19 protein-coding genes are annotated in these 21,750 nt (G+C 71.5%); 12 read left to right on the forward strand and 7 right to left on the reverse strand.

Going from position 1 to position 21,750, the window contains the following annotated elements:
- Nucleotides 1-39 precede the first annotated feature (39 nt).
- A complete protein-coding gene (locus tag OG912_RS10180) occupies nt 40-570 on the forward strand; it encodes a DUF6542 domain-containing protein (protein ID WP_327709068.1) in 531 nt (176 codons plus the stop codon).
- Here OG912_RS10180 and ppgK read toward each other — a convergent pair whose 3' ends face one another.
- Entirely contained in the window at nt 571-1,308 is a 738-nt protein-coding gene (gene ppgK / locus OG912_RS10185; RefSeq protein WP_327709069.1) for a polyphosphate--glucose phosphotransferase, read from the reverse strand.
- An 80-nt stretch (nt 1,309-1,388) separates the two neighbouring features.
- On the reverse strand, nt 1,389-2,378 hold the full coding sequence (locus tag OG912_RS10190) for a 4-hydroxy-3-methylbut-2-enyl diphosphate reductase (RefSeq protein ID WP_326738473.1): 990 nt from the start codon (nt 2,376-2,378) through the stop codon (nt 1,389-1,391).
- 118 nt (nt 2,379-2,496) lie between these two features.
- Here OG912_RS10190 and OG912_RS10195 point away from each other — a divergent pair, with 118 nt between their 5' ends.
- The 4 genes from OG912_RS10195 (at nt 2,497) to OG912_RS10210 (ending at nt 6,291) form a co-directional block, all read left to right on the forward strand.
- A complete protein-coding gene (locus OG912_RS10195) occupies nt 2,497-3,864 on the forward strand; it encodes an APC family permease (protein WP_327709070.1) in 1,368 nt (455 codons plus the stop codon).
- Between the two features lie 74 nt (nt 3,865-3,938).
- Nucleotides 3,939-5,150 carry an exodeoxyribonuclease VII large subunit gene (gene xseA, locus OG912_RS10200; RefSeq protein ID WP_326738471.1) on the forward strand — a complete coding sequence of 404 codons (1,212 nt, stop codon included), beginning with the start codon at nt 3,939-3,941 and terminating at the stop codon, nt 5,148-5,150.
- Between the two features lie 88 nt (nt 5,151-5,238).
- A complete protein-coding gene (locus OG912_RS10205) occupies nt 5,239-5,517 on the forward strand; it encodes an exodeoxyribonuclease VII small subunit (RefSeq protein ID WP_327709071.1) in 279 nt (92 codons plus the stop codon).
- Between the two features lie 183 nt (nt 5,518-5,700).
- Nucleotides 5,701-6,291 (forward strand): malonic semialdehyde reductase, encoded by a 591-nt coding sequence (locus OG912_RS10210; protein ID WP_327709072.1) that lies wholly within the window; start codon nt 5,701-5,703, stop codon nt 6,289-6,291.
- Nucleotides 6,292-6,382: 91 nt separating this feature from the next.
- On the opposite strand, the gene OG912_RS10215 is transcribed toward OG912_RS10210, so the two are convergent.
- Nucleotides 6,383-6,901 (reverse strand): DUF4245 domain-containing protein, encoded by a 519-nt coding sequence (locus OG912_RS10215; RefSeq protein ID WP_327709073.1) that lies wholly within the window; start codon nt 6,899-6,901, stop codon nt 6,383-6,385.
- 202 nt (nt 6,902-7,103) lie between these two features.
- Here OG912_RS10215 and glpX point away from each other — a divergent pair, with 202 nt between their 5' ends.
- Entirely contained in the window at nt 7,104-8,135 is a 1,032-nt protein-coding gene (gene glpX / locus OG912_RS10220) for a class II fructose-bisphosphatase (protein WP_250967899.1), read from the forward strand.
- Between the two features lie 198 nt (nt 8,136-8,333).
- Here the strand turns inward: glpX and OG912_RS10225 are convergent, their stop codons facing one another.
- A complete protein-coding gene (locus OG912_RS10225; RefSeq protein WP_219571593.1) occupies nt 8,334-8,705 on the reverse strand; it encodes a WhiB family transcriptional regulator in 372 nt (123 codons plus the stop codon).
- 173 nt (nt 8,706-8,878) lie between these two features.
- On the reverse strand, nt 8,879-9,544 hold the full coding sequence (locus OG912_RS10230) for a DUF1707 SHOCT-like domain-containing protein (protein WP_327709074.1): 666 nt from the start codon (nt 9,542-9,544) through the stop codon (nt 8,879-8,881).
- Between the two features lie 205 nt (nt 9,545-9,749).
- On the opposite strand from OG912_RS10230, the gene OG912_RS10235 reads away from it, so the two are divergent.
- On the forward strand, nt 9,750-11,417 hold the full coding sequence (locus OG912_RS10235; RefSeq protein WP_327709075.1) for a fumarate hydratase: 1,668 nt from the start codon (nt 9,750-9,752) through the stop codon (nt 11,415-11,417).
- A 52-nt stretch (nt 11,418-11,469) separates the two neighbouring features.
- Here the strand turns inward: OG912_RS10235 and OG912_RS10240 are convergent, their stop codons facing one another.
- Nucleotides 11,470-12,483: a helix-turn-helix transcriptional regulator gene (locus tag OG912_RS10240; RefSeq protein WP_327709076.1), complete on the reverse strand. Its 1,014-nt coding sequence runs from the start codon at nt 12,481-12,483 to the stop codon at nt 11,470-11,472.
- Between the two features lie 158 nt (nt 12,484-12,641).
- On the opposite strand from OG912_RS10240, the gene OG912_RS10245 reads away from it, so the two are divergent.
- Together OG912_RS10245 and OG912_RS10250 are read left to right on the forward strand one after the other, a co-directional pair.
- Nucleotides 12,642-13,850 (forward strand): MFS transporter, encoded by a 1,209-nt coding sequence (locus OG912_RS10245; protein ID WP_443061082.1) that lies wholly within the window; start codon nt 12,642-12,644, stop codon nt 13,848-13,850.
- Between the two features lie 424 nt (nt 13,851-14,274).
- The gene (locus tag OG912_RS10250; protein ID WP_327709078.1) at nt 14,275-15,576 is read left to right on the forward strand and encodes a M18 family aminopeptidase; all 1,302 of its coding nucleotides are present in this window, start codon (nt 14,275-14,277) and stop codon (nt 15,574-15,576) included.
- A 57-nt stretch (nt 15,577-15,633) separates the two neighbouring features.
- Here the strand turns inward: OG912_RS10250 and OG912_RS10255 are convergent, their stop codons facing one another.
- On the reverse strand, nt 15,634-17,160 hold the full coding sequence (locus tag OG912_RS10255; protein WP_327709079.1) for a ricin-type beta-trefoil lectin domain protein: 1,527 nt from the start codon (nt 17,158-17,160) through the stop codon (nt 15,634-15,636).
- A 104-nt stretch (nt 17,161-17,264) separates the two neighbouring features.
- On the opposite strand from OG912_RS10255, the gene OG912_RS10260 reads away from it, so the two are divergent.
- The 3 genes from OG912_RS10260 to OG912_RS10270 all read left to right on the forward strand — a co-directional run bounded on the left by OG912_RS10260 (nt 17,265) and on the right by OG912_RS10270 (nt 21,744).
- Nucleotides 17,265-18,680 (forward strand): class II fumarate hydratase, encoded by a 1,416-nt coding sequence (locus tag OG912_RS10260; protein WP_327709080.1) that lies wholly within the window; start codon nt 17,265-17,267, stop codon nt 18,678-18,680.
- A gap of 44 nt (nt 18,681-18,724) precedes the next feature.
- Complete coding sequence (gene fomD / locus OG912_RS10265; RefSeq protein ID WP_327709081.1) at nt 18,725-19,444, forward strand: cytidylyl-2-hydroxypropylphosphonate hydrolase; 720 nt, start codon at nt 18,725-18,727, stop codon at nt 19,442-19,444.
- A gap of 386 nt (nt 19,445-19,830) precedes the next feature.
- Nucleotides 19,831-21,744 (forward strand): SpoIIE family protein phosphatase, encoded by a 1,914-nt coding sequence (locus OG912_RS10270; RefSeq protein ID WP_327709082.1) that lies wholly within the window; start codon nt 19,831-19,833, stop codon nt 21,742-21,744.
- Nucleotides 21,745-21,750 lie beyond the last annotated feature (6 nt).

Raw genomic sequence — 21,750 nt, forward strand, 5'->3', positions numbered from 1 at the left:
GAGGGATCCGTCGCCGATGGCGCGACCGTCTATCGGGTGATGAGCAGGCCGACCGGCCGGGCCCGCCCGGCGGCGCCCGCCGTGCTCGCCCTGCGGCGGCTGCCCAATCCCCGGCTGACCGGTATCGGCGCCGGGCTCTTCGCGGCCGCCGTCATGTTCGTGATCGGCTGCGCGGACTGGCTGCTGTTCGACGCCTCGTCCGCCGTGTTCGGTGTGCTGTTCCTGCCGGTCAGCGCGCTGACCGCGCTCTGGGTACGGCCCGCCGACCTGGTGACCGCACCGATCAGCGTGCCGATCGCCTTCGCCGTCGGCATCATCCCGATCTCGGGCGGCACGGGCGGCTTCGGCGGGCAGGCCATGGCCGTCGTCACCGCCCTCGCCGTCCATGCCGGCTGGCTGTACGGCGGCACGCTCGTCGCCGGGCTCATCGCGACCGTACGGAAGGTCCGGCTGATGCGGGCCCGGCAGCGGCGGATGCTGCTGGCCGCGCAGACCGCGCGGCCGGCCGGGCAGCCGTCACCGGCTCCGCGGGCACCGCAGCGGGCGCCACGGCGCCCGTCCCAGCGCTAGTCAGCGGCCTGCCGCCGCCATCGCCGCGCCCACGATGCCCGCGTTGTTCTGAAGCTCCGCGGGCACCATCTCGGCCCGCACGTGCTCGATGAGCGGCAGGAACTTCTCGGCCTTGCGGCTGACTCCGCCGCCGATGATGAACAGCTCGGGCGAGAACAGCATCTCCACATGGGCCAGGTACTTCTGTACCCGGTGCGCCCAGTGGTGCCAGCTCAGGTCCTCGTCCTCCTTGGCCTTGGTGGAGGCGTGCTTCTCCGCTTCGTGGCCGTGCAGCTCCAGATGGCCGAGCTCGGTGTTGGGCACCAGCCGGCCGTCGATGAAGAGCGCGCTGCCGATCCCCGTACCGAGCGTCAGCATGATCACCGTGCCCTTGCGGTCCCGGCCCGCGCCGAAGGTCATCTCGGCGATACCGGCCGCGTCCGCGTCGTTCAGGACGGTGACCGGGAGGCCGAGCTTGTCGCCGAGCAGGGTGCGGGCGTCCAGGTCGACCCAGCCCTTGTCGACATTGGCTGCTGTACGGGTCAGACCGCCGGTGACGACACCCGGGAAGGTGATGCCCACCGGCCCCTTCCAGTCGAAGTGGCTGACCACCTCGGCCACGCTCCCTGCCACGTCCTCGGGGGTGGCAGGGTGCGGGGTGAGTACCTTGTGGCGCTCCTGCGCCAGGTCTCCGCGGTCCAGGTCCACGGGAGCACCCTTGATCCCGGATCCGCCGATGTCCACGCCGAAGATCTCCATGTGATCCACGGTACGGGCACCCGGCGCCGCTCACTTCCTGGAACGGGAAACCGGGCGGACGGGTGCCGGCCCGCCGGGCGCTACTCCGCGGACAGTGCCGCCGCCTCCGCGCGCAGATCGCGGCGGAGCTCCTTGGGCAGCGAGAACACGATGGACTCCTCGGCCGCCTTCACGATCTCCACGTCCTCGAAGCCCCGCTCGGAGAGCCAGGCCAGGACGCCGTCGACCAGCACCTCGGGAACGGACGCTCCGGAGGTGACCCCGACCGTGGAGACGCCCTCCAGCCAGGCCTCGTCGATCTCGTCCGCGGCGTCGACCAGGTGGGAGTCGCGCGCACCGGCGCCGAGGGCGACCTCGACCAGGCGGACCGAGTTCGAGGAGTTCTTCGAGCCGACGACGATCACCAGGTCGGCGTCCGCGCCCATCTGCTTCACCGCGATCTGGCGGTTCTGCGTGGCGTAGCAGATGTCGTCGCTGGGCGGCGAGATCAGGAGCGGGAACTTCTCCTTGAGCGCGCCGACGGTCTCCATCGTCTCGTCGACCGAGAGCGTGGTCTGGGAGAGCCAGACGACCCTGGAGGGGTCACGCACCTCTACGTTCGCGACGTCCTCGGGGCCGTCGACCAGGGTGATGTGGTCGGGGGCCTCGCCGGAGGTGCCGATGACCTCCTCGTGGCCCTCGTGGCCGATCAGGAGGATGTCGAAGTCGTCCTGCGCGAAGCGGACGGCCTCCTTGTGGACCTTGGTGACGAGGGGGCAGGTCGCGTCGATCGTGGCGAGCTTCCGCTCGGCCGCCTCCTCGTGCACGGTCGGCGCGACGCCGTGCGCGCTGAACATGACGATCGAGCCCTCGGGGACCTCCGCGGTCTCCTCGACGAAGATCGCGCCCTTCTTCTCCAGGGTCTGTACGACGTACTTGTTGTGGACGATCTCGTGGCGTACGTAGACCGGGGAGCCGTACTGCTCCAGGGCCTTCTCCACGGCGATCACGGCACGGTCCACGCCCGCGCAGTAGCCACGGGGAGCGGCGAGCAGGACGCGGCGGGGTGTCGGAGCAGTCATGCGTCCCATCGTAACGGCCTCCCTCCCTGCCGCGGGGAGGCCGTTGGGCCGTACCGAACAGGCGCGGGAACGACGGGGTCGGGAGACTGATCACCACGCGACCGACGACGCGAACGACGGAGGGCTCATGACCGGCAGCGGCACGGAAACCGGCACCGGCGGCTCCACGGAGCGGGTGGGGCTGCGGCGGACGCTCGGCTTCCGGGATCTGGTGGTCTACGGGCTGCTGTTCATCGCCCCGATGGCCCCCGTCGGCGTCTTCGGCACCCTCGACGCCAAGTCCGACGGGGCCGTGGCGCTGGTGTACATCGCCGCGACCGTCGTCATGGCCTTCACCGCCTTCAGTTACGCCCAGATGGTGCGGGTCGCCCCCCTGGCGGGTTCCGTCTTCGCGTACGCACGCAAGGGGCTCGGCGAGGGGCCGGGGTTCATCGCCGGGTGGATGGTGATGCTCGACTACCTGCTGATCCCCGCGGTCGCCTATCTCTTCTCCGGGATCGCGATGAATTCGCTGGTGCCGGAGGTGTCACGGTGGGTGTGGACCGCGCTGGCGGTGGCCCTCACCACGCTGCTCAACCTCTGGGGCGTACGGGCGGCGGCCCGGGTCGGCTTCGCGGTGCTCGCGATGGAGATCGTGGTGCTGCTGGTGTTCGTGGTGTCCGCGGTCGTGGTGCTCGTGCAGGACGGGGCGCAGCGCGGCTGGCTGACGCCGCTCACCGGGGACTCCGGGTTCTCCGCGACGGCGGTGCTGGGCGCGGTGTCCGTGGCGGTGCTCTCGTATCTGGGCTTCGACGCCATCGCCTCGTTCGCGGAGGAGGTGACGGGCGGTTCGGCGAAGGTGGCGCGGGCGGTGCTGTTCTGCCTGGTGCTGGCGGGGGTGCTGTTCGTGGCGCAGGGGTATCTGGCGGCGCTCCTGGAACCGATGACGTCTGCGGAGCTGGCCGCCGATCCGGCCGCGCAGGGCTCGGCGTTCTACGACACGGTGGACGCCGCGGTCGGGTCCTGGCTGCACGATCTGGTGGCGGTCAGCAAGGCGATCGGGGCGGCGTTCGCGGCGCTGGCCGGGCAGGCGGCGGCGGGGCGGCTGTTGTTCGCGATGGCCCGGGAGCGGCGGCTGCCCGCGCTGCTGTCCAAGGTCGATCCGAGGTCGGGGGTGCCGCGGATCGCGATCCTGATCGCGGCGGTAGTGACGATGGTGGCGGCGGTGTGGGCGGCCCGGCGCGACGACGGTCTGGATCATCTGGTGTCGGTGGTGGACGTCGGGGCGCTGACCGCGTTCGTCCTGCTCCACGCGTCGGTGGTCGGCTGGTTCGCGGTGCGGCGGATGGAGGGGCCGCCGAGCTGGTGGCGGCACGTCCTGATCCCGGTGGTGGGCGCCGCGGTGCTCGTCGCGGTGATCGTGGAGGCGACGGCGAGTGCTCAGGTGGTGGGTGCGTGCTGGCTGGCGGTGGGATTGGTGGTGCTGCTGTTGCAGCGTGGGCGCCGGGTGGTGTGAGGCGCGGTCCGGACCCGGCCGGTCCTCGCCGCGCGGCCGCCCCGTTGTCGGTGCCGGCGGATACGCTCGCTCGTATGGCTCTGCAAACTTCCCCGGAAGCTCCGCTGCCCGTCGGTGACGTGTCACGGCTGATCGGTGGCTGGATCGACCGGCTCGGCGCGGTCTGGGTCGAGGGGCAGATCACTCAGCTGTCGCGGCGGCCGGGTGCCGGAGTGGTGTTCCTGACCCTGCGCGACCCTTCGCACGACATCTCGGTGAGCGTCACCTGTTTCCGGCAGGCCTTCGACCGGATCGCGGACGTGGTGACGGAGGGGGCGCGGGTCGTCGTCCTCGCGAAGCCCGAGTGGTACGCGCCCCGCGGCCAGCTCTCGCTGCGGGCCACGGAGATCCGGCCGGTCGGCATCGGCGAGCTGCTGGTCCGGCTGGAGCAGCTCAAGAAGTCCCTGGCCTCGGAGGGCCTCTTCGCGCTCGACCGCAAGAAGCCGCTGCCCTTCCTGCCGCAGCTGATCGGGCTCGTCTGCGGACGCGCGTCGGCGGCCGAGCGCGATGTGCTGGAGAACGCGCGCCGCCGGTGGCCCGCCGTGCGCTTCGAGGTGCGCAACACCGCGGTGCAGGGCGTGCACGCGGTGAATCAGGTGGTCCACGCGGTCAAGGAACTCGACGCCGTCGACGAGGTGGACGTGATCGTGGTGGCGCGCGGCGGGGGCAGCGTGGAGGACCTGCTGCCGTTCTCGGACGAGGAGCTGATCCGTACGGTCGCGGCCTGCCGCACCCCGGTCGTCTCGGCGATCGGCCACGAGCCCGACTCCCCCCTGCTCGACCTGGTCGCCGACGTGCGGGCCTCCACCCCCACGGACGCGGCGAAGAGGATCGTGCCCGACGTGGGCGAGGAGCTGGACCGCGTACAGCAGCTGCGGGACCGGTCGCTGCGGACGGTACGGGGGCTGCTCGACCGGGAGGAGCGGGGTCTGGCGCACGCGCTGGGGCGGCCCTCCATGGAACGCCCGCAGCGGATGGTGGACGAGCGGGCGTCGGAGGTCGACGCGCTGATCGGGCGCGGCAGGCGGGTGCTGGGGCATCTGCTGGACCGTGCGGACTCGGAGCTCTCCCACACCCGCGCGCGGGTGCTCGCGCTGTCGCCCGCGGCGACGCTGGAGCGCGGGTACGCGGTGCTCCAGCGGGCGGACGGGCACGTGGTCCGGGACCCGGCCGACGCGGGCGCCGCCGGGGACGCGCTGCGGGCCCGGGTGTCGGGGGGCGAGTTCGTGGTGCGGGTCGACGGGTGAGCGACACCGTCCGGGGCCGCTCGACGGGTCCCGGGCAGCCGGCCTCGGCCGGGACGGACGGACAAGGCCGACGCATAGGGTGGATCACATGACGGACGACGGGACGACGACGGCTGCGGCCACGGGCACGCTCGGTTACGAGCAGGCGCGCGACGAGCTGATCGAGGTGGTGCGCCGGCTGGAGGCGGGCGGGACCTCGCTGGAGGACTCCCTCGCGCTGTGGGAGCGGGGCGAGGAGCTGGCGAAGGTGTGCCGGCACTGGCTGGAGGGCGCGCGGGCCCGTCTCGACGCGGCGCTGGCGGGGCCTGCCGACCCCGCGAACGGCCCTGCGGAGGACAGCGGGGACGCGGCGGACGACGCGGGCTGAGCGGGCAGCGCGGCACCGGAACATGCGTCGCGGCCGCACCCGGACGGGGCGAGGCCGCGCAAGACGTCCGTGCAGTGGCATGAGTCACCCCGCTGCCGTTTTAGTTGAAAGTTAACCGACCTCTCCCGTACCGTGATGGATGTTGCTTGATCCCCCGTGTACGTCCGGAAGGTAATACGCCAGATGTCCCTCGTTCTTGACCCCGCCGCCCAGGACCTCCTCTTCCGTGAGGCCCGCACCGCCAACACCTTCACCGACGAGCCGGTGACCGAGGAGCAGGTCCAGGCGATCTACGACCTGGTCAAGTACGGCCCGACCGCGTTCAACCAGTCGCCGCTGCGCGTCATCCTGGTCCGCTCGGACGACGCCCGCGCGCGCCTCGTCTCGCACATGGCCGAGGGCAACCAGCCCAAGACGTCGACCGCCCCGCTGGTCGCCATCCTGGTCGCGGACAACGAGTTCCACGAGGAGCTCCCGTCCCTGCTGCCGCACTTCCCGCAGGCCAAGGACATGTTCTTCTCCGAGCGCCCGGTCCGTGAGTCGGCCGCCTCGCTGAACGCCGCCCTGCAGGCCGCCTACTTCATCATCGGCGTCCGCGCCGCCGGCCTGGCCGCGGGCCCGATGACCGGCTACGACGCCGCGGGCATCGAGAAGGAGTTCCTCGACGGCGACCACAGCCTGCTGATGGTCGTCAACATCGGCAAGCCGGGCGACGACGCCTGGTTCCCCCGCTCGCCGCGTCTCGCGTTCGACGAGGTCGTCAAGACCGTCTGAGTCCGCCGCCCTCAGGGGCGTAGGGACATGAGGAAGGCCCCGGAGCATGCGCTCCGGGGCCTTCCTCATAGGTACCGCCGCGGTGCGGCGGTCAGGACGTCTTGAGCGACGCCGCCATCTCCGCCAGCCGCTCCGTCGAGGCGGACCCGGTCACGACCGTGGTCGCCCCTTTGTCCTGGCGCACGAGGGCGTCGTACTTCGGGCCCTCCCAGTGCTGCCAGGTCTCCCCCGCCACCTGCTGCGTGCGGCCGGTGTCCTTCGCCTTCTGGCTGACCTCGGCGACGTACTTCTTCGCCGGGGAAGTGGACTGCTCCACCGCGACGTACTTGCCGTCCGGGTCGAGGAAGCCCAGGTGCCAGCTGTCGCCCGCCGCACGGTCGTAACCGACCGAGGTGGGCTTCCAGTCCTGCGCCAGACCGCTCGGAGCGGCCACCGGGTACGGGGCCGCGCGCCGCGCGGTCAGGAGCTCGACGCGGTAGTCGACCGCCTGGACGGGATCGGCCTTGTCGTCGTGCGGGACGAAGATGTAGACGACCCCCGCCACGGCGGCGATCACCGCCAACGACAGGAACATGTCCCGCACTGTCTGCTTGCCTCGCTTGCTTGCCACGCGTCCATGGTCGCATCAGCCCCGCCGGGACCGAATCGCGGGACCGGGTCGAGGGCCGGATCACGGACGGGATCACGGGCCGGATCGAGGGCCGGGCCGAGCGTGTCCGCTCATTCGTGACCCGGTCTGCTCATTTTATCGACCTGACGATAGAGTCACATCACCCTCATCCGGTCGTCGTCGTACAGAAAGGTGCGCTCCGATGTCCGAGCATCATCTGCCGTCCCAGCTGGAGGTCTCCCCGGAGGCCCCCGACCGCAACCTCGCCCTGGAGCTCGTCCGGGTCACCGAGGCCGCCGCCATGGCCGCCGGGCGCTGGGTCGGCCGCGGGGACAAGATCGGCGCCGACGGCGCCGCCGTGAAGGCCATGCGGACCCTCGTCTCCACCGTGTCGATGAACGGCATCGTCGTCATCGGTGAGGGCGAGAAGGACGAAGCCCCCATGCTGTTCAACGGCGAGCGCGTCGGCGACGGCACCGGCCCCGAGGTCGACATCGCCGTCGACCCCATCGACGGCACCACCCTGAACGCCAAGGGCATGCCGAACGCCATCGCCGTGCTGGCCGCCGCGGACCGGGGCGCGATGTTCGACCCGTCCGCCGTCTTCTACATGGACAAGCTGGTCACCGGCCCCGAGGCCGCCGACTTCGTCGACATCAACGCCCCCGTCTCGGTGAACATCCGCCGGGTCGCCAAGGCGAAGAACTCCATGCCCGAGGACGTCACCGTCGTCATCCTGGACCGCCCCCGCCACGAGGGCATCGTCAAGGAGATCCGGGAGACCGGCGCCCGGATCAAGTTCATCTCCGACGGCGACGTCGCGGGCTCGATCATGGCCGCCCGCGAGGGCACCGGCGTCGACCTGCTCATGGGGATCGGCGGCACGCCCGAAGGCATCATCTCGGCCTGCGCCATAAAGTGCCTCGGCGGTGTCATCCAGGGCAAGCTCTGGCCGAAGGACGCCGCCGAACGGCAGCGCGCCCTGGACGCCGGACACGACCTGGACCGGGTGCTGTCCACGGACGATCTGGTCAGCGGCGACAACGTGTTCTTCGTGGCGACCGGCATCACGGACGGCGAACTGATGCGTGGTGTGCGCTACCGCGCGGAGACGGCGACCACCGAGTCGATCGTCATGCGCTCCAAGTCGGGCACCATCCGGAAGATCGACTCCACCCACCGGCTGTCGAAGCTGCGCGCCTACAGCGCGATCGACTTCGACCGCGCGAAGTGACGTAGGGCCCTCCCCCGGATCGGCCTGTCCGCCGGATCGGCCCGTCCGCCGGGGGCGCGCACGTCCGCCCGCCCCGTCCGCGCGAAGAGGCGCCCCCCATGTGCGGTGGGGGCGCCTCTTCGCGCAGGCGGGTCCGGCCGGCCGGACGACGCCGGAGACGAGCAGAACGCGAATGACCGGTGACCGACCGACCGGCCGTCAGCCGGCCGCGGCGATGTGGCCGGTCGCGCCGGATGCCTTGAGCTCGGCCTCGCGCCGCCTTCGGCGGGCGAGCGCCACCCGGCGTTCGGCAGCCGTGAGGCCGCCCCAGACTCCGTAGGGCTCCGGTTGCACCAGAGCGTGCTCCCGGCATTCGATCATCACCGGACAGCGCGCGCAGACCCGCTTCGCGGACTCCTCGCGTGACAGTCGGGCAGCAGTCGGCTCCTTCGACGGGGCGAAGAACAGCCCGGCTTCATCCCGGCGGCACACCGCCTCCGAGTGCCAGGGGCCGGCCTGGTCCTCCCGAGCGGGGGTCCGCTGGGGAGGGATGGCGGCGACCTGCAGGGGCTGATGCGGCAGTTGCAGCACGGTCCACTCCTGACGACGGCTTCGCGAGCGAGAGACGATGCAGCACTCCCTACCCGCTGTACGCACGCCTATGCACTGAGTGGCACTCAGTTCCGGACCACGGAATTGCGGTCGAGCATATTTCCGCCCGAATCCGCGCCCCGCGCACCACTTCGCGCCGTAGCGCCCCGATCTCAGTGACCGAGGTGTTTGCGCAGCCGGTCCTGCAGATCGGCAATGAACTTGCCGCGCTTGGGCTTTGCCTCGACGCTGCCGAACACCGAATATCCGTTGACGGCCACCACGGGGGCCTCCGGATCCGCCGATTCAAGCGTGGCGACTTCGAAATTGCCGAAAATGCCCGTCCCGCTGCCGCGCAGCGAGATGTTCTCGGGGACCCTGATCTCCACACTTCCGAAGACGGAGGTCGCGTTGATCACGGTGAGCCGCTGGCCGAAAAGGGCCTCGGTCAGATCGATTTCCACGCTGCCGAACAGCGCGAACGCGTTCATGCGCCCGCCGACGCGCCAGCGCCCCTTGCGGCTGGAACTGCTGAAGACAGCCACCAGGTTGTCGACGGGCCCCGTCGGCATCTCGGGGGTGCGGCCGTACGGGGCACCGGCGGCCATGGTGGCGCCACCCGGCGTCGGCAGGTCCCGTACCAGCGGTTCGAGTTCCCCGACGGTCTTGGCGCGGTAGACGGAATCGACCCGCTCGGCATGCTCGTCGGCGGTCAGCCGTCCCTCGGCCATCGCCTCACGCAGGATGTCCGCGATCCGGTCGCGGTCCGCGTCGGAGGCGCGGATGACATCGGGTTCAGCCCGGGCGGTGGGCTGCTGGGGGTGCTTTTCGAGGTCCACCGGCCCAGCGTACCCAAACGCGATAGATCGCGACCAGGGGGCGACCGGGCGCGGCGGGCATATATCGCGACCCCGGCTCTCCCGGCGCGAGGGCGGATCCGGTGAGCCCTACCTCACAGGCTCGCCGCCCCCGCGGGGTCCTACCCTGGTGGGTGCGCTGCCCAAGGGAGGTCAGCCGCTGTCTGCCGAGTGAGGAATGGCCGTAATGCCAGAGTTTGCGTACTCCGATCTGCTCCCCCTGGGAGAGGACACCACGCCGTACCGCCTGGTCACCGCCGAGGGTGTGTCCACCTTCGAGGCCGACGGACGGACGTTCCTCAAGGTCGAGCCGGAGGCGCTGCGCACCCTGGCCGCCGAGGCCATGCACGACATCTCGCACTATCTGCGGCCCGCGCACCTGGCGCAGCTGCGGCGGATCGTGGACGACCCCGAGGCGTCGTCCAACGACAAGTTCGTCGCGCTCGACCTGCTGAAGAACGCGAACATCGCCGCCGCGGGTGTCCTGCCCATGTGCCAGGACACGGGCACCGCGATCGTCATGGGCAAGCGCGGACAGAACGTGCTGACCGAGGGCGGTGACGAGGAGGCCCTGTCGCACGGCATCTTCGACGCGTACACCAAGCTCAACCTGCGGTACTCGCAGATGGCCCCGCTGAACATGTGGGACGAGAAGAACACCGGCTCGAACCTCCCGGCCCAGATCGAGCTGTACGCGACCGACGGCGGCGCGTACAAGTTCCTCTTCATGGCCAAGGGCGGCGGCTCGGCCAACAAGTCGTTCCTCTTCCAGGAGACCAAGGCGGTCCTCAACGAGGCCTCCATGATGAAGTTCCTCGAGGAGAAGATCCGTTCGCTGGGTACGGCGGCCTGCCCGCCGTACCACCTGGCGATCGTCGTCGGCGGTACGTCTGCCGAGTTCGCGCTGAAGACCGCGAAGTACGCCTCCGCGCACTACCTGGACGAGCTGCCCGCCGAGGGCTCCCCCACCGGTCACGGTTTCCGCGACAAGGAGCTGGAGGAGAAGGTCTTCGAGCTGACGCAGAAGATCGGCATCGGGGCCCAGTTCGGCGGCAAGTACTTCTGCCACGACGTGCGCGTGGTCCGTCTCCCCCGGCACGGCGCCTCGCTGCCCGTCGCGATCGCCGTGTCCTGCTCGGCCGACCGCCAGGCGACCGCGAAGATCACCGCCGAGGGCGTCTTCCTGGAGCAGCTGGAGAAGGACCCGGCGCGCTTCCTGCCCGACACCACGGACGAGCACCTCGACGAGGCGGGCGACGTCGTGCGGATCGACCTCAACCGGCCGATGGACGACATCCTCGCCGAGCTGACCAAGTACCCGGTCAAGACCCGGCTCTCGCTGACCGGCCCGCTGGTCGTGGCGCGCGACATCGCCCACGCCAAGATCAAGGAGCGGCTGGACGCGGGCGAGGAGATGCCGCAGTACCTGAAGGACCACCCGGTGTACTACGCGGGCCCGGCGAAGACCCCCGAGGGTTACGCCTCCGGTTCCTTCGGCCCGACGACGGCCGGCCGGATGGACAGCTACGTCGCGCAGTTCCAGGCGGCGGGCGGTTCCAAGGTGATGCTGGCGAAGGGCAACCGGTCCAGGCAGGTCACCGACGCGTGCGACGCGCACGGCGGCTTCTACCTCGGTTCGATCGGCGGCCCGGCGGCGCGCCTCGCGCAGGACTGCATCAAGAAGGTCGAGGTCGTCGAGTACGAGGAGCTCGGCATGGAGGCGGTCTGGCGGATCGAGGTCGAGGACTTCCCGGCGTTCGTCGTCGTCGACGACAAGGGCAACGACTTCTTCACCGAGCCGGCCCCCGCCCCGACGTTCACCAGCATTCCGGTGCGCGGTCCCGGCCTCGGCTGACGTACGCCCGCACAGGCCCCGAGGGGCGTCGCAGCCACGGCTGCGGCGCCCCTCAGCCGTCCAGCAGCCCCGATGTCGCGACGAGATAGCCGAGTTGGGCGCGGCTGGTGCTGCCCAGCTGCTCGGAGACCTTCCGCATGTGTTCGGCGACGCTGCGGCGGCTCATCCCGATCCGCCGGGCGATCGACGCGTCCGTCTCCCCGTTGACCACCGCGAGCAGGATGGTGCGTTGCAGGTCGGACGTGATGACGGGGGTGCGCAGGGGTGCCCGCTCGGGCCGGACCGGCACGGCGCGCGCCCATGCCTCGTCGAAACCGCGGGCCAGGAAGCGCACCAGCGACGGGTGCTGGATGCGCAGGGCCTGGTGCGGCTCGTCGGAGAACGGGACGAAGGCGAGGTCACGGTCGAGGACGATCACCCGGTCGATGACCTCCGCAAGCGTCCTGACCTCCGCCCCCGCGGCGGTCACCTGCTCGATGTACGAGAGGGTCGCGCGGTCGGAGCGGACGGTGTGCTGGTAGATCGTCCGCTGCCGGACACCCCGCCGCAGGCTGCCCAGGTCCCGGATCAGTGCCTCCTGGAGTACGTGTGCGGGGCGGCCGCCCCCGGGATGGGCGGTGCGGATCTCCTCACGGCAGCCGGCCACCCCCGCGTCCAGTGCCCGGCTGATGACGGCGGCCCCGGAGAGCGGCGTGAGCGCGGGCTGTTCCGACCGGTGCACATCGGCGTACAGGGACTCGAAGACGGAGAGCGTGGCACGGGTGGCACGCAGCGTGCGGCGCCGTTCGAGTATGGCCTCCTGGAGCGGGGCGAGCGCGGCGTACGAAGCCGTCTCCGGCGGTACGGGGATCATGGATCCCGGTGACTCGCGGTCCGCGACCATCAGATGGAGGGCCACCAGGCAGCCGGTCACCTCGTCCCGGGGAAGGCCTCCCGTCACCAGCGCACGTCGGTAGACGGCGAGCGCCGCCTCGCACGGCTGCTCAGGCGCGGGTCTGTCCCGTGAGCCGTCCGCCGACGATTCGCGGCAATCACATGCCGGTGGGCGGGATTGATCGTCCTTCACAAGTATGCAGATTACCTTTGTGCATACGGGATGACGGCGGAGAGGCGTGGCACCTCGCCGACCATGAAGAGGTGACACCAGGCACCGACAACTCCCCGCAGCCGCCCATCGGTCAATCTGCCGACTCCGCACGCGGGGAACGGCGTTATCGATTCCTGGTGACCGGTTACGCCATCTCTTCGTACGGCACGTTCCTGAATATGGTGGCGCTCAACCTGTTCGTCTACGAGACGACGGGCCGGGCCCTCGCCATGGGCTTGTTCATGGCGGTCCGGCTGGCATCCGGATTCGTCGCCGGACTGGCGGCGGGTGGTCTGCTCGCCCGGTTCACCGCGAAAAGCGTCATGCTCCGGACGAATATCGCGCAGGCGGCGGTGATGCTGCTGCTGGTTCTCGCGCCGGACGGACTGCGTACGGCCGCACTGGTCGCCGTGTCCGTGGTGGTCGGCTCCTGCGGGACGCTGTTCATGGTGGCGCTGCGCAGCTCCATTCCCGAGATGGTGGGCGAGGAGCGGCGCTCCTGGGCGAACTCCCTGTCGATCACCGGGCGTTCGCTGGCGATGGTGGCCGGATTCGCCTCGGCGGGTGTCGTCGTCTCGCTCGTCGGGTACACCGCCGCGTTCGTGGTGGACATGGCCACGTTCGCGGTCTGCGCGGCGACGGTGGCGCTGCTGCCGATCCCCGGCGGCGGGAAGGGGAAGCCCGAGCGGGAGCGGGAGTCGGCGCAGCCGCCCCGGCCGGCCCGGCGGCGGGTGCCCGTCGCGATGACCGCCCTGGCCGCCGCGCCCGGTCTCGGGCTGATGGTGGTGCTGCGCGGTGTCGACGCCCTCGGCTCGTCCTCGCACAACGCCGCGCTTCCGGTCTACTCCAGCGAGCTCGACGCCTCGCGCCCCGCCGTGTTCGTCAGCGCCTTCTGGTGTCTGTGGGCACTCGGCAACATCGTGGCGCAGCAGCTGATCCAGCGGTACGGGCGGCGCACCGGCCGGTCCGTCGGCGCGCTGGGCTTCGGATACGGCACCTGTCTGATGTCGGGGGCGTTCATCCTGGCGTTCGCCGGGTTCCCGCTGGTCGCCACGGCGGTGATCGCCCTGGTCGCCGGGGCCGCCGACGGGCTCACGGAGGTCTCGTACACCTCGCATCTGCAGACGCTGCCGGCCGGGCCGCGTGCCCACGCCTTCGGTCTCTCCGCGACGGTGGAGAACCTCGGCTTCGGCGCCGGGATGATCCTCGTCGCGGCGGCCCTCGACCACTTCAGCCCGCTGACCGTCGTCGGCTGGTCCCACGGCGTGGCTCTGCTGGTGGCGGCGGTGTTCCTGGTCCGGGTGACGGGTCTGCGCAGGGCGGCGCCGAATCCGCCGGCGTCGTGACGGGCCGCACGACAGGCCCTCGTACGACGAGATTCGGCCAATCTCGCGCAACGCCGTCCGGTGGCGCCCACCGGGCCTTCGCGGCCGGGTCGCACATCGGACGCGGGGCCCGCGGTCCGGACGTGCGGTCCGGACCGCGCACCGCCGCGCCGGACGGCTGCGCACCACCCGTGCGGGTCGCCGCCGCACCGCCGCTTTCGCGCAGGTGGACGTCCGCGCGGCTTGCGGGACCCCGGGCCGATGCGGTGAGTTGTCCGGCATCCCCGGCGAACCGCGCCCCCACCCCGGACCACCGCCTCCCGACCCGGAAGCCGGGACCCCGCACACCGCCGTCCGACCCCCCTACGCCCGAACCACCCCCGCCGTCCGACCCCCTTACGCCCGAACCACCCTCACCGTCACACTCCGGAAAGGCGGACACCGCATGACGCCGGTCCCTCACCGCAGCCACGCCGACGACCTGCTCTCCTTCATCAGGGCCAGCCCCTCCCCGTACCACGCCGTGGCGAGCGCCGCCCAGCGCCTGGAGAAGGCCGGCTTCCGTGAGCTGCGGGGCACCGACGACTGGACGGGCACCACGGGCGGCAGTTTCGTCGTCCGCGGCGGCGCCCTGATCGCCTGGTACGCCCCCGAGGGCACGCCCTCCCACACACCGTTCCGGATCATCGGCACCCACACCGACTCGCCGAACCTGCGGATCAAGCCCACCCCCGACACCGGCTCCGCCGGCTGGCGGCAGATCGCGGTGGAGATCTACGGCGGGGTCCCGCTCAACACCTGGCTCGACCGCGATCTGGGTATCTCCGGCCGGCTGGCCCTGCGCGGCCCCGGTGGCCGGACCGACTCCCGGCTCGTCCAGATCGACGAACCGCTGCTGCGCGTGCCCCAGCTGGCGATCCACCTGGACCGTTCCGTCAACGACGGCCTCGCGCTGGACCGGCAGCGGCACATCGCCCCGGTCTGGTCGCTCGGCGCCGCCGAGGAGGGTGCGCTGCTGCGCCGGGTCGCGGCGGCGGCGGAGGCCGAGCCGGACGAGGTGCTCGGCTGGGACCTGATGCTCCATGACATCCAACCGCCCGGATACCTGGGCGCGGAGCGGGAGTTCGTGGTCGCGTCCCGGCTGGACAACCTGGTGTCGGTGCACGCGGGTGTCACGGCGCTGGCCGCCGCGGCGACCGCGGCCGAGGAGCCCGATTACATCCCGGTCCTGGCGGCCTTCGACCACGAGGAGGTCGGCAGCGGCTCCGACACGGGTGCGCAGAGCCCGCTGCTGGAGAACATCCTGAGCCGTTCCGTGAAGGCCAGGGGCGGCAGTTCCGAGGACTGGTCGCGGGCGCTGGCGGGCGCCTTCTGCGTCTCGGCCGACATGGCGCACGCGGTCCACCCCAACTACGCGGAGCGCCACGACCCCGACCACCGCCCGCTGCCCAACAGCGGCCCCACGGTCAAGGTCAACGTCAATCAGCGTTACGCCACCGACTCGACCGGGATCGCGGTGTTCGCGTCGGCCTGCGAGCGGGCGGGTGCGCCCTGGCAGCCGTTCGTCTCCAACAACGCGATGCCGTGCGGTACGTCGATCGGCCCGCTCACCGCGGCCCGGCTGGGTGTGCAAACCGTCGACGTGGGTGTGCCGGGTCTGTCGATGCACTCGGCACGCGAGCTGTGCGGGGCGGAGGACCCCGGGCACCTGGCGGCGATCCTGGGCGCGTTCGTGACCTCGGACTGAGACGGGGTACGGGGAGGAGCCGGGTGCGGCTCCTCCCCGTACCGTCCGGTCCGGTGGTTACGCGAAGCGCTGGCCGGCGCTTCCGTCGCAGGCCTGGAGCCTCAGGGGATCATGGGCCCCCGCCAGGGTCGCGCAGAGCCCGGTCGCGGCGGCCGGGCGCAGGGTGCCCGACTGCCGGACGAACTGCTGGTTGGCCGCGCCCCCGCAGTTGTAGAGGATGAGCGCTGCGCCGGCCTTGTAGTCGGCGCCCGGCACGTCCAGGCAGCGGTCGTGGCTGAGCTGCGGCCGGAGGTTCTTGGTGGCGGAGTCGTACCACCAGCCCTGGTTGCGGCCGCCGTGGCACTCCCAGCCGGTGACCCCGGTGTTGTTACGGGTGACCGAGGCGGGGACGTCCAGGCAGCTGCCGGTGGCCTCGCCGCGCAGGGGCTTGAAGAGATCGTCCCAGGCCGCGCCCTGCAGCACCGGCTTTCCGGTGCTCGCCGGGTCGGCGCAGCTCGCCTCGCGCAGGCCCGAGTTGTAGATCTGGGTCAGGCAGGAGGCGAAGGCGCCGTGGCCGGCCGCGTTCGGGTGGAAGGACTGCCGGAGGGAGTTGGAGTCCGGCGGGAAGTGCGAGAGGTCGATGAACAGGCCGCGGGCCCAGGTGGACTCGCTGCACACCTCGTGGCCGTGGAAGAGCCGGGAGTTGTCCAGGTAGACCGCTCCGGTGTCGGCGGCGGCCTTGCGCATGCCGCGCTCGAAGGCGGGAACGGCGACGTTGCGGCCCCAGGCGGCGTCGGAGTCGTATCCGGCGCAGCCGCCGGGAAGCTTGCCGGGGAAGTTCGCGTTGTCGTAGAAGTCCGGGCCGATGGGGCTCGGGTAGCCCATGACGACGAGCTTGTAGTCGCCGTCGGCGTAACCGGCGCCGGTCATCACCGTCTTCAGGTCGCGCACGGTCTTCTCGACCTTGGGCACGAGCCCGTCGACGCGGGCCTGCCAGCCACCGTCGTACTTCGGCTCGCAGGTCCCCTGACTGAGGACCCAGCGCGTGACGCAGTCCGTCATGACCGGGCCGAACTGGAGGTCGTCGTTGGCACCCGCCACCAGCACGATCATCTTGATGCGGGTGTTGCGCGCCTTGATGGCGAGGTTGTCGCTCTGCACGAGCTCGTCGGCGTACTGCTTCGAGCCGCCGATGACGATGTTCCCGGTGTACGCGCCGGAGCAGGAGACGTTGTACGTGAGGTCGGCGGGGATCCCGGTGCGGTGGATGGCGGAGTCGGGTGAGCGGTGGCACCAGTTGTCGGGGCCGTTGGTGCCGGCCTCGTACGTGCCGACGCCCTCGCCCGAGATCTCGCTGTCGCCGAGCGAGATGAGCCCGGTCTTGCGGTCGGCGAGCGGGCGCTCGGCCGGGTCGCCGTACAGGCGGGTGGCCTCGGCGGCGCGGATGGCCTCCAGTTCGGGCGACAGGGCGGTGGATGCGGTAGTGGTGGTACCGGACTGGGCGGCGCCCGCCGGTCCGGCGGCGAAGGCCATCCCGCCCAGCGCCGCCGCCATGGCCGCGGCCGCCGCGACCGTACATCGGAGTCTGTCTCTGGTGCGCGTCATTGCGCCTCCCCGGGTTGTTGTTACCCCCGGTATTTACTGGGCGGTAGCCAACTTGGGAATACATAGAACAAGACAAGTGCTCATCTTTTTCAGGAGGTTGAACGATGACGGACGAGAATTCGACAGCAGCGGCCGGCGGCGGCTACCGCATCGAGCACGACTCGATGGGCGAGGTCCGGGTACCCGCCGACGCGAAGTGGCGGGCCCAGACCCAGCGGGCCGTGGAGAACTTCCCGATCTCCGGACAGCGCCTGGAGCGGGCCCACATCGCCGCCCTGGCCCAGGTCAAGGCGGCGGCGGCCAAGGTGAACGCCGAACTGAAGGTCCTCGACCCGGAGATCGCCGAGGCCATCCAGGAGGCCGCGGCGGAGGTCGCCGAGGGACGCTGGGACGCGCACTTCCCCATCGACGTCTTCCAGACAGGTTCCGGCACCTCCTCGAACATGAACACCAACGAGGTCCTGGCCACACTCGCCACCGAGCGCCTCGGCCGCGACGTCCACCCCAACGATCACGTCAACGCCTCGCAGTCCTCCAACGACGTCTTCCCCTCCTCCATCCACATCGCCGCGACCGGCGCGGTGACGGGAGCGCTGATCCCGGCCCTGGACCATCTGGCGGCGGCACTGGAGCGCAAGTCCGCCGAGTTCGCGGACGTCGTGAAGTCGGGGCGTACGCACCTGATGGACGCCACCCCCGTCACCCTGGGCCAGGAATTCGGCGGGTACGCCGCGCAGATCCGCTACGGCATCGAGCGGCTGCGCGCCTCCCTCCCCCGCCTCGCCGAGCTGCCGCTGGGCGGCACGGCCGTCGGCACCGGCATCAACACCCCGCCCGGCTTCTCCGCCGCCGTCATCGCCGAGGTCGCCCGCGTCACCGGGCTGCCGCTCACCGAGGCCCGGGACCACTTCGAGGCCCAGGGCGCACGGGACGGCCTCGTCGAGACCTCCGGCCAGCTCCGCACGATCGCGGTCTCCCTCACCAAGATCTCCAACGATCTGCGCTGGATGGCATCGGGCCCGCGCACCGGACTGGCCGAGATCAGCCTCCCCGACCTCCAGCCGGGGTCCTCGATCATGCCGGGCAAGGTGAATCCGGTCATTCCCGAGGCCGTGCTGATGGTCGCCGCCCAGGTGACGGGGAACGACGCCACGGTCGCCGTCGCGGGCGCCGCCGGCAACTTCGAGCTGAACGTCATGCTCCCGGTCATCGCGAAGAACCTGCTGGAGTCCGTCCGGCTGCTGACCAACGTCTCCCGGCTGCTCGCGGACCGTACGGTCGACGGAATCACGGCGAACGTGGAGCGGGCCAGGGAGTACGCGGAGTCCTCACCGTCCGTCGTCACCCCGCTGAACAAGTACATCGGTTACGAGGAGGCCGCGAAGGTCGCCAAGAAGTCCCTGGCCGAGCGGAGGACGATCCGCGAGGTGGTGCTGGCCTCGGGCTACGTCGAGCGCGGCGACCTCACCGTGGAACAGCTCGACGAGGCGCTGGACGTGTTGCGTATGACCCGTCCGTGACGCGCGTCGCTGCGCGAGGGGGGCGCGCTCATTAAGATCTCTCCATGACAGGTACCGGAGAGACCGAGCGCTGGGCGCCGGGTGATCAGATCCTGTGGCGCTACCGCGGTAACGGACCGCGGCGGCGCGGCCCCGGTCCCGGCCGGTCGCCGAACCCCGTGCACATCTGCCGCCCCGTCACCGTCGTCCAGGACACCGACGAGCTGCTCGCCGTCTGGGTCGCCCCCGGCACCGAGTGCGTGAAGCCGGTGCTGGCGGACGGCACCGACGTGCACGCCGAGCCGCTCGCCACCCGGTACACGGCCCCGCGCACCACCGCCCGCTCGCCCTGGCTGGGCAACGGGGTCCTGAAGCTGGCCCGGCCCGGCGAACCGTGGTCCGTCTGGCTGTTCTGGGACCGGGGCTGGCAGTTCCGCAGCTGGTACGTGAACCTGGAGGAACCGCGGACCCGCTGGACGGGCGGCATCGACTCCGAGGACCACTTCCTCGACATCTCGGTCTACCCGGACCGCAGCTGGCTCTGGCGCGACGAGGACGAGTTCGCCCAGGCCCAGCAGGTCGGCCTGATGACCCCGGCCGCCGCCCGGCAGGTGCGTGCGGCTGGACAGGCCGCGGTCGGCGTGATCCGCGACTGGGGGGCGCCGTTCCGGGACGGCTGGGAGGACTGGCGGCCCGATCCGCGCTGGCGGGTGCCCGCGCTGCCCGCCGACTGGGACCGGTTGCCGGATGACTGGGACCGCACCCCCTCCGCCATGCCGTCGTGAGACCCTTGATGCACCCCAGGGGGGCAAACGTAGGATCGTCCCGAGAAGATCAGCTCTGCCCCAACCGACGGGCACGGCACACGACCTGACCGTAAGTCATCGACTTGTCGCACACGTTGCACGCTTCATGAACCGCATCAGTCGTATGAGTCGCACGAGTTGTCTGAATCGCATGAGCCATGACGAGGGGGTGGAGACGTGCTCGCTGGCCGCCGCCCGGCCGCCGGAAACGTTGTCATCGACGCCCCGTGCGGACATCCGGTTTCGGCCCCGTGTTCCGGGGCACGAGATGTCAGCCGTTGTGATCGCCGCTCTTGCCGGGGCACAGTAGCGCCCCACGAGGTGACTGCCTCATACAACCGGCCCGGACGGACGGAACCCCACGCGTGACGGAGCACCCCACCTCCCACGAAGGCCGACAGCCTCTCGCCGCCCGGTCGCAGGAACGCACCCGGCCACGGCAGCGCGACGCCGCGTCGGCGGCCGCTGCCGGTGCGGCGATCCCGGCCCCGGCCAAGGCCCCGAACCCGGCCGCGGCCGGAACGGGCCCCACGGCCGGGCCCGACCCGCAGGCGGCAGCCCGTCGCGAGGGCGACCGGCTGCGCTTCGTAGGTGCCGCGACCCGGCGGATCGCCCGCGGCATAGACCTGGACGAGATCGTGCTCGGGCTGTGCCGGGCCAGTGTGCCGACGTTCTCCGACGCCATACTCGTCTACCTCCGCGACCCGCTGCCGGTCGGCGACGAGCGGCCCGTCAACCCGTTCGTGCTGCGGCTGCGCCGCTCCGACCGGCTGCGGCTGAGCGACGAGGACACCGAGAACCTCTCGGAGACCGAGCGGCTGCGACTGCCCACCATCGACCCGCAGACCGATCTGACGCCCGCCTCCGAACTGTGCGAGGTCCTGGCCGGCGGCGCGCTGGCCGAGGTGCTGCGCGGGGTGCGTCCGGTCTTCGGCGACTCCGCCGCGGCCCGGGTCGCGCTGCCGGAGCTGCTCGGCGCGGGCCGCACGGTGCCGTCCGGCCACCGGGCGATCCTCGCGCCGCTGCGCGGGCGGCGCCGGGTGATCGGTGCGGCGGTCTTCCTGCGCGGCACCGAGCGCCCGCCCTTCGAGGCCAACGACCTGCTGGTCGCGGCCCAGCTGGCCACACACACCGCGCTCGGCATCGACAAGGCCGTGCTGTACGGCCGCGAGGCGTACATCGCCGACGAGCTCCAGCGCACCATGCTGCCCGACTCGCTCCCGCAGCCCACCGGCGTCCGGCTGGCCTCCCGCTACCTCCCCGCCGCCGAGACGGCCCGGGTCGGGGGCGACTGGTACGACGCGATCCCGCTGCCCGGCAGCCGGGTCGCCCTGGTCGTCGGCGACGTCATGGGCCACTCCATGACCTCCGCCGCGATCATGGGCCAGCTGCGCACCACCGCCCAGACCCTGGCCGGTCTCGACCTGCCGCCGCAGGAGGTCCTGCACCACCTCGACGAGCAGGCCCAGCGGCTCGGCAGCGACCGCATGGCGACCTGCCTGTACGCGGTGTACGACCCCGTCGCGCACCGCATCACCATCGCCAACGCCGGCCACCCGCCGCCCGTCCTGCTCCACCTCGGCGGCCGGGCCGAGGTGCTGAAGGTGCCGCCGGGCGCCCCGATCGGCGTGGGCGGAGTGGACTTCGAGGCCGTCGAGCTGGACGCGCCCGCGGGCGCCACCCTGCTCCTCTACACCGACGGCCTGGTGGAGTCGCGGCTGCGCGACGTCTGGACCGGCATCGAGCAGCTGCGCGAGCGCCTCGCCGCCACGGCCCGGCTGACCGGCCCCGACCACTCGCCGCCGCTGGAGGCCCTCTGCGACGACGTGCTGGACATGCTCGGCCCCGGCGACCGGGACGACGACATCGCGCTGCTCGCCGCCCGCTTCGACGGGATCGCACCGAGCGATGTCGCCTACTGGTTCCTGGAGCCGGAGGACTCCGCCCCGGGCCGGGCCCGCAGGCTGGCCCGGCGCGCCCTCAGCCGCTGGGGTCTGGACGACCTGTCGGACTCGGTGGAGCTGCTGGTCAGCGAGGTGGTGACCAACGCCGTGCGGTATGCGGAGCGGCCGGTCACCCTGCGGCTGCTGCGGACCGACATCCTGCGCTGCGAGGTCGGCGACGACTCCCCGCAGCTGCCCCGGCAGCGCCGGGCCCGGGACATGGACGAGGGCGGCCGCGGCCTGTTCCTGGTGAACCGGCTGGCCCGGCGGTGGGGCGCGACGCGTCTGTCGACCGGCAAGGTGGTCTGGTTCGAGATGCCCACCCGGGGGCAGTGACCGGGC

The sequence above is a fragment of the Streptomyces sp. NBC_00464 genome, assembly GCF_036013915.1.
Classification (GTDB): domain Bacteria; phylum Actinomycetota; class Actinomycetes; order Streptomycetales; family Streptomycetaceae; genus Streptomyces.